Annotated in this window: 7 protein-coding genes, 1 tRNA gene, 2 rRNA genes and 1 pseudogene (1 of these 11 cut by a window edge); 6 read left to right on the top strand and 5 right to left on the bottom strand. The window is 49.0% G+C overall.

Annotated features, from left to right (window positions below; translation table 11 throughout):
- The 5 genes from DS739_RS10305 to DS739_RS10285 all read left to right on the top strand — a co-directional run.
- A 23S ribosomal RNA gene (locus DS739_RS10305) occupies nt 1-2,264 on the top strand; it begins 479 nt to the left of the window's first position.
- A 106-nt stretch (nt 2,265-2,370) separates the two neighbouring features.
- Nucleotides 2,371-2,486: ribosomal RNA gene (rrf, locus tag DS739_RS10300) — 5S ribosomal RNA — on the top strand.
- 57 nt (nt 2,487-2,543) lie between these two features.
- Nucleotides 2,544-2,620: transfer RNA gene (locus DS739_RS10295), tRNA-Met, on the top strand.
- Between the two features lie 275 nt (nt 2,621-2,895).
- Nucleotides 2,896-3,285: a hypothetical protein gene (locus tag DS739_RS10290; RefSeq protein WP_006117535.1), complete on the top strand. Its 390-nt coding sequence runs from the start codon at nt 2,896-2,898 to the stop codon at nt 3,283-3,285.
- A gap of 23 nt (nt 3,286-3,308) precedes the next feature.
- On the top strand, nt 3,309-5,663 hold the full coding sequence (locus DS739_RS10285) for a TonB-dependent receptor domain-containing protein (RefSeq protein ID WP_006117534.1): 2,355 nt from the start codon (nt 3,309-3,311) through the stop codon (nt 5,661-5,663).
- An 18-nt stretch (nt 5,664-5,681) separates the two neighbouring features.
- On the opposite strand, the gene DS739_RS10280 is transcribed toward DS739_RS10285, so the two are convergent.
- The 5 genes and pseudogenes from DS739_RS10280 to DS739_RS10255 all read right to left on the bottom strand — a co-directional run bounded on the left by DS739_RS10280 (nt 5,682) and on the right by DS739_RS10255 (nt 10,059).
- Nucleotides 5,682-6,251, bottom strand: coding sequence for an SCO family protein (locus tag DS739_RS10280; RefSeq protein WP_231621154.1), 570 nt, complete (start codon nt 6,249-6,251; stop codon nt 5,682-5,684).
- A gap of 757 nt (nt 6,252-7,008) precedes the next feature.
- Nucleotides 7,009-8,370 carry an amidase gene (locus tag DS739_RS10265; protein ID WP_006117531.1) on the bottom strand — a complete coding sequence of 454 codons (1,362 nt, stop codon included), beginning with the start codon at nt 8,368-8,370 and terminating at the stop codon, nt 7,009-7,011.
- Between the two features lie 56 nt (nt 8,371-8,426).
- Nucleotides 8,427-8,652: pseudogene (locus tag DS739_RS14510) on the bottom strand (hypothetical protein); the annotation flags it as partial.
- Between the two features lie 113 nt (nt 8,653-8,765).
- Complete coding sequence (locus DS739_RS14505; protein WP_162269446.1) at nt 8,766-8,927, bottom strand: hypothetical protein; 162 nt, start codon at nt 8,925-8,927, stop codon at nt 8,766-8,768.
- 202 nt (nt 8,928-9,129) lie between these two features.
- The gene (locus tag DS739_RS10255) at nt 9,130-10,059 is read right to left on the bottom strand and encodes a LysR substrate-binding domain-containing protein (protein ID WP_035350838.1); all 930 of its coding nucleotides are present in this window, start codon (nt 10,057-10,059) and stop codon (nt 9,130-9,132) included.
- Nucleotides 10,060-10,179: 120 nt separating this feature from the next.
- On the opposite strand from DS739_RS10255, the gene DS739_RS10250 reads away from it, so the two are divergent.
- Complete coding sequence (locus tag DS739_RS10250) at nt 10,180-11,049, top strand: pirin family protein (RefSeq protein WP_006117529.1); 870 nt, start codon at nt 10,180-10,182, stop codon at nt 11,047-11,049.
- Nucleotides 11,050-11,066 lie beyond the last annotated feature (17 nt).

The following is an 11,066-nucleotide window of genomic DNA, read 5'->3' as shown; positions in this document are numbered from 1 at the left end:
GGAGTGAAAGAGACCTGAAACCGGATGCCTACAAGCAGTCGGAGCCTCTTATGGGGTGACGGCGTACCTTTTGTATAATGGGTCAGCGAGTTTCTGTTTGCAGCGAGCTTAAGCCGATAGGTGTAGGCGTAGCGAAAGCGAGTCTGAATAGGGCGCATAGTTGCTGGCAGAAGACCCGAAACCGAGTGATCTAGCCATGGCCAGGCTGAAGGTGCGGTAACACGCACTGGAGGGCCGAACCCACGCCTGTTGAAAAAGTCGGGGATGAGCTGTGGCTAGGGGTGAAAGGCCAATCAAACTCGGAGATAGCTGGTTCTCCGCGAAATCTATTGAGGTAGACCGTCAGGTGGTTACCCCGGGGGGTAGAGCACTGGATGGGCTAGGGGGGCCCAAAGCCTTACCAAACCCAACCAAACTCCGAATACCCGGAAGTATAGCCTGGCAGACAGACAGTGGGTGCTAAGGTCCATTGTCGAGAGGGAAACAGCCCAGACCACCAGCTAAGGCCCCCAAATCGTGGCTAAGTGGGAAAGGATGTGGGGATTCCATAACAACCAGGAGGTTGGCTTAGAAGCAGCCATCCTTTAAAGAAAGCGTAATAGCTCACTGGTCTAATAGAAACCCTGCGCCGAAAATGTAACGGGGCTCAAGCCACGTGCCGAAGCTGTGGGTGCATATCTATGATATGCGCGGTAGCGGAGCGTTCCGTAAGTCAGTGAAGGAGACGGGGTGACCCTCTCTGGAGATATCGGAAGTGCGAATGCTGACATGAGTAGCGACAAACAGTGCGAGAAACACTGTCGCCGAAAGTCCAAGGGTTCCTGCGCAAGGTTAATCCACGCAGGGTTAGTCGGCCCCTAAGGCGAGGGCGAGAGCCGTAGTCGATGGGAAACAGGTGAATATTCCTGTACCTGCCAGAAGTGACGAATGCGATATGTTGTCAGGTCTTAACGGATTGACCTGGCTTTTGGAGCATTCCAGGAAATAGCTCTGGCGTATAGACCGTACCCGAAACCGACACAGGTGGACTGGTAGAGAATACCAAGGCGCTTGAGAGAACGATGCTGAAGGAACTAGGCAAATTGCTCGTGTAACTTCGGGATAAGCGAGACCCGTTGGTGGGCAACCATTGGCGGGTGGCACAGACCAGGGGGTAGCGACTGTTTATTAAAAACACAGGACTCTGCGAAGTCGAAAGACGACGTATAGGGTCTGACGCCTGCCCGGTGCCGGAAGGTTAAGAGGAGGTGTGAGAGCACTGAATTGAAGCCCCGGTAAACGGCGGCCGTAACTATAACGGTCCTAAGGTAGCGAAATTCCTTGTCGGGTAAGTTCCGACCTGCACGAATGGCGTAACGACTTCCCCGCTGTCTCCAGCATCGGCTCAGCGAAATTGAATTCCCCGTGAAGATGCGGGGTATCCGCGGTCAGACGGAAAGACCCTATGAACCTTTACTGCAGCTTTACAGTGGCATCAGAGACATTCTGTGTAGGATAGGTGGGAGGCTTTGAAGCAGGGGCGCCAGTTCCTGTGGAGCCATCCTTGAAATACCACCCTGAATTTTTCTGATGTCTAACCGTGGTCAGTTAGCCTGATCCGGGACCCTGTATGGTGGGCAGTTTGACTGGGGCGGTCGCCTCCCAAAGTGTAACGGAGGCGCGCGATGGTGGGCTCAGGCCGGTCGGAAACCGGCTGTTGAGTGCAATGGCATAAGCCCGCCTGACTGCGAGAGTGACAGCTCGAGCAGAGACGAAAGTCGGCCATAGTGATCCGGTGGTCCCGCGTGGAAGGGCCATCGCTCAACGGATAAAAGGTACTCTAGGGATAACAGGCTGATCTCCCCCAAGAGTCCACATCGACGGGGAGGTTTGGCACCTCGATGTCGGCTCATCACATCCTGGGGCTGGAGCAGGTCCCAAGGGTTCGGCTGTTCGCCGATTAAAGTGGTACGTGAGCTGGGTTTAGAACGTCGTGAGACAGTTCGGTCCCTATCTGCCGTGGATGTTGGAGACTTGAGAGGATTTGTCCCTAGTACGAGAGGACCGGGATGAACATACCTCTGGTGCACCGGTTGTCGCGCCAGCGGCACCGCCGGGTAGCTAAGTATGGAAGGGATAACCGCTGAAAGCATCTAAGCGGGAAACCCACCTCAAAACTAGGTCTCCCTGAGGGTCGTGGTAGACCACCACGTTAATAGGCCAGGTGTGAAAGCGTGGTAACACGTGCAGCTAACTGGTCCTAATCACCCAATAGGCTCACTCTCTTACTGTCCCCTTAAAAGGACAGCCCGTGCACAGAAATCATCCATATATACGCCTACTTCTTCTACCAACCGTCTTCCACACACCCTTACAGGGTGGACTGGATGACCTGGTGGCCATGGCGGGGAGAGATCCACCCGATCCCATCCCGAACTCGGCCGTGAAAACCCCCAGCGCCTATGATACTGTGGCTTAAGCCACGGGAAAGTCGGTCGCCGCCAGGTCTTCCAATCCACCCTGCCAAAACTTACTACCCCTACAAATTTCAACACAATCACAACCGCGGGGTGGAGCAGCCCGGTAGCTCGTCAGGCTCATAACCTGAAGGTCATAGGTTCAAATCCTATCCCCGCAACCAAAATTTCCAAATGAAATCAAGTTGTTAGCCCGCTCATAGAGCGGGCTTTCTGCGTTCCGGAGTGCCAACTTGCAATGCAAGCCCAGCTAGATCCCTAAGCTTGGCGGGGTGCTGCATATATGACCCGCCTCAACAGGCGTCTAAATCACTAGAATAATACATAATGGTGTCCGCGGCGGGATTCGAACCCACGGCCCCAGGATTCATACCACCGAGATAAAAGCGTTGGTAAATCTGATCTGGTGAATCAGAGTAATCTACGGTAGTGATTATGGATGTTAACTCGCTCTCACAGCTTGCTTCAGTCAGTGGTCTTTTGGCCACTGGTGCTGCTTGCTCTGGTCGCACGGCTGACATTTGGTGGAGTTGTTTCCCCGGTCGCTTTGGTTGAAGATCCACTCAAAGATCTGATAAAACTGAGTATTCTTTGCGATGATCAGAAACCGCTTTCTGATCCTGATGGACAGCATCACCACACGACAGATTCGCAGGACGATAGTTTTCTTCTTTCTGAAGTGCTTGAGCTTTTTTTACTCAGTATTGCGTTCTGTATTTTTGCTGGGTTGATTGCTGAATGTGTGTGCCGAACATGGATGTTTGCACCTATCCGTGGGCCGCCTACGCCAAAACGTACGTCTCTCTGTCCGCAAGGACCTCCCGTCTGACCTGAAATTACAGGGTTGCTCGCGTGTTTTGGCACGCGGGCTTTTCGTGTTGTTTATTCAGGTTCAGAATCATGTTTCATGTTTATGGCACCCCTCTTCGGTTTTCCGGAGTGATGGTGGCTGTCACTCTTTTTTCCGCAGCTCAGATGGCCCATGCACGTTCTCAAATACAGCATGGTAAGCTCGTATCCCCGATGGGGAAGCAGGCAAAAACTGAACAGGTTACGGTAAAGGGAAATAGCCGCGTTTCCGCAACAACGCATCCCGCAGGGCAAACAACGTACCATTCTGATCGCGGCAACTTTGGTAATCAGGTCGGGCAAAGTGTTGCGGATATGGTTGTGACCATTCCCGGCGTGAGCTTCACGCAAGGGAATGGCCCACGGGATACAGTGGTTTCTGTAAGAGGTTCGGGAGACCGTCAGTCTTACGGGTTAAAAAACCTACAGGTGCTGGAAGATGGCTTCCCGATGACACAGCCTGATGGGACCGCTCGTGCCGATCTCATCGATCCACATGCTTATGCGGGTGTGGATGTTTTTGAAGGCCCAGCATCAACTCTCTACGGCAATTATGCCATTAACGGTGCGATCAATTTTCGTACCCGAAAAGGAGCCGATATTCATGGTCTTGAGGTGGGTTCGGATTTTGGTAGCTTCGGAATGTTCAATAATTACGCAACGTTGGGGCTTGGTAATAAACATTATGATCTCATGATCTTTGGGAGTGACGTGCGGGGAAATGGGTTTATTGCCAATAGTCGTTACAACACTTCAACAGAAAACGTGCGGTTGCGTGTTAACCTCACATCATCAGATCGGCTTATCTTGAAATTTGTAAACAACGTTACGGATGCTTTTTTACCCGTGCGGCTATCGCTTAACCAGTATCGCGCCAATCCCTACCAGCAGGGATGTTATAATGCTGTAAATGCAGCAACAGGATGTGCATCCGTTAATCTGTTGGTGAATGGTCGTTACGGAACAAAGGAAGCCATGAGCCCAGAAGCTGCTGGTTTGGGCCGTTTTGACCGCCGCACAGTTGTTGGCTTGCGTTGGGAACATGATTTCAATGAGCGCACAATCTGGCGTAACCAGTTTACCTATGATCAACGCCATATTGATCAGCCGACATCGCCAGTAGCGTATGTTGGCCCGTACAATTCCTACAATGCCAGCAGCGATATAACGAACCATGCACGTCTTGGTGGTAAATCACTGGAAACTTTTGGCGGGATCAGTTTTGATTATCTCGACTTTGGCTCTCAGACCTACAATATCATGCCGCTTGGTGGGGCCACTCGTGGTGCAATGAATTCGGAATCCTATGGGCACCAGTGGAATTTAGGTGCGCGGTTTCAGGAGGACTGGCATTTTGCCCCCAACTGGCACGTAGTGGTGGGGCTTGGGGGAACATACTCGGATATTGGAGCTACCGAGACGCTGTACAGTTATTCTGCCACAGGCCGGGATCAGCGCTATATTACGGCCAATCGCTTCTACTTCAATTTAGCTCCCGAAGGAGCATTGATTTACACACCATCAAAAAAATGGACGTTTCATACCCGTGTTGGCACAGCTTATGGAACGCCGTCATCTTCAAATCTATTTATTACGCCGCAGGGGCAATATGGTAACAATACACAACTGAAAAGCCAGACAAGTGTTGGTATTGATCTTGGTGCCGATTGGCATCCATCTTCCAACATGACTATTCAGGCAACGGGTTTTTACGAATTTTATAATAATGAACTTGTTAGCCAGTCTGCCGGTGTGAATACCGTGGGTTCCTATACGTTTAATGCGCCAGCATCCCAGCATCGGGGGATTGTTTTGGGGGTGGAGTGGAAGCCGCTTCCTACAATGCTACCGGGGGGGCGTATAAAGCTTAGTTATACTTATGATAATCAGGTTTATACAAATTACACTGAGGTTCTTTCAAATAGTACCGTCTCACGCAGTTTTAGTCGTAAAGGAAATTATATTCCGGGCGTGATTCCCAATTTTCTTAATGCGCGTTTTTTGTACGATCAGCCTGATGGTGCCTTGGAAGGGCTTGGTGGTTACGCTGAGGTGACTTGGCGGGATTCCTACTGGCTGGATAACGCCAATCGTTTGAAAGCTCCCGGTTACGCATTGTTGAATCTGGAGGTGCATTATAATCCGCCAACACGGCTTGGGTGGGCACATCGGTTACACTGGTATTTCGAAGTGCAGAATGTTGCAAACCAAACCTATATTGCAGGGGCGACCAACATCAGTGACAGTTTGCAGAGCAATGGACAGCAGGCAACAGCGCGTATGCTCATGAATAGTACCGGTTCTATTTATGCAGGCTCACCCAGAGCGTATTTTGGTGGTGTACGTATCCGGTTTTGATGAAGGGCTGATAAACTCTTATGATGGATGGTTTTTGGGTGGTGGCAAAAGCTGTTTAAGTTCAAGTGCAATGTGATGGGCGCTGGAATCTACCGGTATCATGCCAGCTAGGTGGTTCTGGCCGTCCATCAGATACAAGAGCGAACTATGATCCATAAGATAGCCCGCCCCATTACTTGTACGATACCGTGCGGAGACATGAAATGCAGCCATTATAGGCTGAAGTTGTGCTTCGGTTCCGGTTAGACCCACAATACGTGGTGAAAAACGTTGTATATATTCTTTTACAACAGCCGGTGTATCTCGTGCGGGGTCAACCGAGATGAAAACGGGTGTAATATTCTGCCCGAGTGGCCCGAACTCATCCAGTGCAGCCGATACGGTTGCAAGTGTCAGGGGACAAACATCTACGCAATGTGTGTAACCAAAGTAGATGAGCGTATAACGGCCTTGAAAATCAGTTTGTGAGACTACGTGCCCGTTTTCATCAGTCAGTGCATAAGGCCCACCAATTTGGGTATGGGAATGTGATGTTAGGACTGCCCGCAGCCCTGTTGCTGCGATAAGCAAAGCAAAGATAATTCCCATAACAGGCAAAATTGTTTTCCAATTTTGTTGGCGTGGAGAGGGAGGTTTTCTCCTGCCAGATATGGTTTTGCGTGGGCTTTTCTGGGTCATAACCATATTATAGCAAATAGCGGATATATGTGCAGCAAAGCATTATCACTGCATTATAGAAGAACCTTTTCTTGTAAGGGGCCGTATATTTTGGGGAAGGATAGGAACAGGCTTTGTCCATTTAGCGCGAAACAGAACTGATGGACTTTGTTAACGGGGATGATAACGTTTTGTACACTCTTCCCATAAGCATTGTTGTTTCCATTCTGTGTACGGCTAAATCCATCTCCGGCCAGCAGCATGGAAGTGCATTGAGAGAACAGAAGGGTTGCCAGCATATTTCATCATTGCCGCCATTGTAGAGTATTAATGCCTTCATCATGTATAGGGCCCTTAATACCGTAATTGCAGGAGTGATTGTTGTCTGATCTATATCTGAATTGCAAAGAGATAAAAGTGATGACAACAATACTTATAATAGGTGCAAGCACAGGATTTGGTCATGAAGTTGTAATTTGATTGGCTGCAAAAGGCTGCATGGAATTAGAAAGTTACCGATGGGCTTGGTGAGCGCGCGGCTCTTGTGCAGAAATCTTACGATATCAGGCCGAGAACTCCGGCCTGATACAGTTCTCAGAATTTTATGAATAATTCTTCGGTAGCTGCTTTACGAAAAGCAGGCAGACTGTCTGCCCATTTGGCTTCCTAATTACTGTATGAGTAGTTCTTAGGAGGCCAGAATATGTTCGATCTGTGCAGCGATACGGAAAAGAATATGATCTTCCGCATGACGACCCATAACCATGAGCCCTACCGGTGCTTCACCCATCTGATGACACGGCAAGCTGATGGCGCATAAATCAAGAAAATTGGCGATAGTGGTATTGCGCAATAAGAGCAGGTTGGTTGCCACATAACGAGTGTTATCATGCATATCGCTAATTTTGGGAGCGATAATGGGCACGGTTGGCAGAATAACAGCATCATAATGGTTCATGATATCTGCTGCTTGTTGGATCAATTTGGTTCTGCTTTGCCGTAAAGAAATGTAATCCACAGCGTTCTGCTCGTAACCTCGTAGAATACGTTGCAATACAAAAGGATCGTAAACGCTACGGTGCCTTTCTAGCAAAGGTTGATGCCAAGCAAGAGATTCAGCAGCGGGAAACCCTCCCTTGCTGTTGGCTTGAGGAATTTCTTTAAGGGGTGGGCAGGTAAATGTTTCCAGCATAATGCCGTTTTTGGAAAGTCTGCGTAAACAATTTTCCCATGTATGGGCAACTGTGTCGTCCATATCTTCCATAACAGAAGTGCTAAGAATACCTAGGCGAAGTGTGCTGCCTTCTCGTCCGGTTGGAGCATCCTGTATACGAAGTGTTCCGGTTGCCATCAGGCTATCTGTAGCCCAACAGCACTTTACGGTGCGGCCAATACTTCCAATGGAATCCAAAGTAGAAGAAAGAGGAACTGTACCTTTGGTAGAAATGCGGCGTGCAGTGGGCTTAAAGCCAACAAGGCCGGTAAGTGCTGCTGGAATACGACAGGAGCCGCCTGTATCGCTGCCAATGCCTACAAATGCCATGTTGTCTGAGACCGAAATGGCAGCTCCAGAAGAAGATCCTCCGGGAATGTGTTTTTCATGCCTGTGCCATGGATTGGCCGGAGTGCCAAAATGCGGATTGATGCCAATGCCCGAGAAAGCAAATTCGGTCATGGTCGTTCTGCCAATACTAATAAGTCCTGCTTGCTTCAGGCGTTCAATGGCAGGCGCATCCATGCTTGCAGGCGGGGCATCTGCTAACACCATGGAGCCAGCTCTGGTAATGGAACCAGCTTCATCAAAGAGATCCTTAACAGAGATGGGGAGCCCAGCTAAAGGAGATGGCGCTTGTCCCTGACACCGCAATCTATCTATGGCATCGGCTTGCCTGCGCGCAGCCGTAGCATGCACAGATACGAAGGTGCGCGCTCCTTCTCCATGAGGTTCTGCAATGTTGTCTAAAGCATTTTCTACCAGTTTGCGGGCTGTTGTGCGGTTATCAGCAAGTGCCTGCGCTGCATGAAACATGGAAGAGAAGGAAGAGGGCATCGGGCAGTTCCGTGTTTATTGGCTGTCGATCCATGACAGAAATAGATTTAAGTGTATCATGGTTGGCCTATAGCCAAAGCAAAAGACAGGCAATGCAAGCTTAATGTGAATATCTGCTTTTGCGACATCACCATGCTTTTGGCCAATTCAATAAGAATATTTCTAACAGCAACAGAGTTCATACACGCGGGATTTGCCCGGAACAATCACTTTGCTGGCAACAGACCAAGGCAGAATAGTAAAATCAATACCAGTAGCAACAGTATTCTGAAGTGTTAGAAGTCGGGCAGGAATAGTTCGCAAACGGTAAAATATAGGAGATGGAAAACACTCTCTTTAAGATTTTTCACTTAAAGAGAGTGCCATTTTACAAGGCGCGTTAAAAACAAACATATTTATTTTTTGGGTTTTTTAGTGGGTTTTTCAGGTGGTTCTCTATCTCCGGTAAAACCACTTCTGGACGGTGGGTCACTTGCAGGAAAGCTTTCATCTAAAGCTTCATCAAGTTTTTTATCTTGAGCTTGTTTTTTGCTGTCTTTGTTTTTCTTTTCGGCCATAACAAACCTCATACATATGACTGTGGAAACAAGCCGGACCAAAAATGACAGAATTTTTGAGTGTCTGCCTGATTGGTGTAGGGCGTTTAGATACAACGTTCCCGGCAAGTAAGGTTTCCGTTTTTGAGCATCTGAAAAATGATTTTGTTATCTGCTAATCAGATTATAAGAACTGAGATGTCTGTTTTGTAGATATACTTTTTTATGCAGAGGGTATTTTAAAAATTTCTGTGGCCAAGTTACGTTGGGCACGGCATTCTTTCGCCAGAAAATCTAGCAAAGCGCGAACAGCGGGAACAAGCCCGCGACGAGATGGAAACACAGCGTGAATAATACCAGCTTGCGGATGCCAGTCTGGAAGAACGCGTATCAGGTGACCTGTCTCAATATCTTGCCAAACCATCATGGTGGGCATTTGCACAATACCAGCACCTACAAGGGCTGCTTCGCGCAGCACAGCCATATCGTCTGTTGCCAATCGTGGTTCATGAAAAATGGTGGCTGTTTGTCCTGCCTGATTTTCCAGTAACCATGAGTGTGAACCCGGTGTGGTATGAAAATCCAAGCTGGGAAAGGCGTTTAAATCTGCCGGGGAAGATAGTGGGTGCGGCACAAGGGTTGGTGCTGCAATCAAACACTGCGTACTGGTATCAAGCGTGCGCATAACAAGATCTGATGAAGCAATGGGCGGAAACCGCACGCGTATTGCAAGGTCCATACCTTCTTTCAGGACATCTACGCGCCGGTTGGTGCTTTCAAGTTGTAGCGTTACGGCTGGATACAGCATGATAAAGCGGGCAAGTAAGGCACCAAACTGAAAGTTCAGCAAAGCTACAGGGCAGCTTAAGCGTACAAGCCCACAGGGTTCGGTTTGAAGCCGGGCTACAGATCGTTCTGCCGTATCTGCTTTTTCCAACATGGCAATACAGTGTTCATAAAATCGGTGCCCTGTTTCCGTAACGCTAAAATGGCGTGAGGAGCGTTGGATCAGGTGCGTATGCAGGCGCTCTTCAAGAAGGCGGATACGGCGGCTGAGGAGAGATTTTTGTAGGCCAGTTGCACGAGCCGCCGCTGAAAAACCACCATATTTTACAACCTGTACAAAATATCCAAAGTCATTAAGGTCTCTCATCGTCCTGCCTATGAAACGCAATGTTTTATTTAGAAATCTTTATGCGACGATAAGAAGAGCGCATGTTTCGTGTCAACAAAAGGTGCATAAAGCGCTCTTGCTTCAGACAGGACAAAAGTCATGCAGAAGAAAATTCTTGGTCGTTATGGAAATGAGCGTGGACACTGGGTAGGTGATGGTTTTCCTGTACGCTCTCTGTTTTCCTATACGGATTTTGGTGAGCACCTCAGCCCGTTTCTGCTGTTAGACTATGCAGGCCCGCATAAGTTTGCGCCAACAGATACACGGCGCGGTGTAGGCCAGCATCCACATAAAGGGTTTGAAACCGTTACAATTGTTTATGATGGTGAAGTGGAGCACCGTGATTCATCTGGCGGTGGTGGCATTATTGGCCCCGGTGATGTGCAGTGGATGACAGCAGGCAACGGTATCCAGCACGAGGAATTTCATTCTCCAGCTTATGCAAAAGCTGGGGGAGATTTCCGGATGGTGCAGTTATGGGTCAATTTGCCAGCTCAAGATAAAGGCGCGCCAGCAGGCTATCAAACCCTACAGGCTGCGGAAATTCCAACCATTGCATTGCCGGATAATACGGGCAGCCTGCGGATTATCGCGGGAGACTATGAAGGTGAGCATGGGCCTGCGCGCATTTTCTCTCCACTTAACGTGTGGGATGGAAAGCTGGAAGAGGGCGCGCACGTCACGCTTTCTCTCCCTGCGGGGCATAATGCCGCTATTGTTTCGCTTGAAGGAAAGTTGATTGTAAATGGCGCAGAGGAAGTAGGAAACGCACAATTTGTGCTGTTGGATCAGGAAGGCGCAGAGGTAACATTACAAGCTACCAAAGCTTCCAGCTTTCTTATTTTAACTGGTGCGCCTTTGAATGAACCTATTGCCGGATATGGGCCCTTTGTCATGAACACGCGGGAGGAAATCCGTCAGGCAATTGAAGATTTTAACAGTGGGCGTTTTGGCAACATTTCAGACTGATATATCGTGGCATGTAT

Source organism: Acetobacter sp. JWB, from assembly GCF_003323795.1.
In the GTDB taxonomy this organism is placed as follows: Bacteria; Pseudomonadota; Alphaproteobacteria; order Acetobacterales; family Acetobacteraceae; genus Acetobacter; species Acetobacter oryzifermentans.
The sequence above is the reverse complement of the archived record's forward strand: the minus strand, read 5'-3'. Positions and strand labels throughout refer to the sequence as shown.

Excerpts from the sequence above, each read along its gene's own strand:
- DS739_RS14505 (WP_162269446.1), bottom strand. The coding sequence starts at position 8,927 with ATGGCCGAAAAGAAAAACAAAGACAGCAAAAAACAAGCTCAAGATAAA.
- DS739_RS10280 (WP_231621154.1), bottom strand. The coding sequence starts at position 6,251 with ATGGGAATTATCTTTGCTTTGCTTATCGCAGCAACAGGGCTGCGGGCA.
- DS739_RS10250 (WP_006117529.1), top strand. The coding sequence starts at position 10,180 with ATGCAGAAGAAAATTCTTGGTCGTTATGGAAATGAGCGTGGACACTGG.
- DS739_RS10265 (WP_006117531.1), bottom strand. The coding sequence starts at position 8,370 with ATGCCCTCTTCCTTCTCTTCCATGTTTCATGCAGCGCAGGCACTTGCT.
- DS739_RS10255 (WP_035350838.1), bottom strand. The coding sequence starts at position 10,059 with ATGAGAGACCTTAATGACTTTGGATATTTTGTACAGGTTGTAAAATAT.
- DS739_RS10290 (WP_006117535.1), top strand. The coding sequence starts at position 2,896 with ATGTTAACTCGCTCTCACAGCTTGCTTCAGTCAGTGGTCTTTTGGCCA.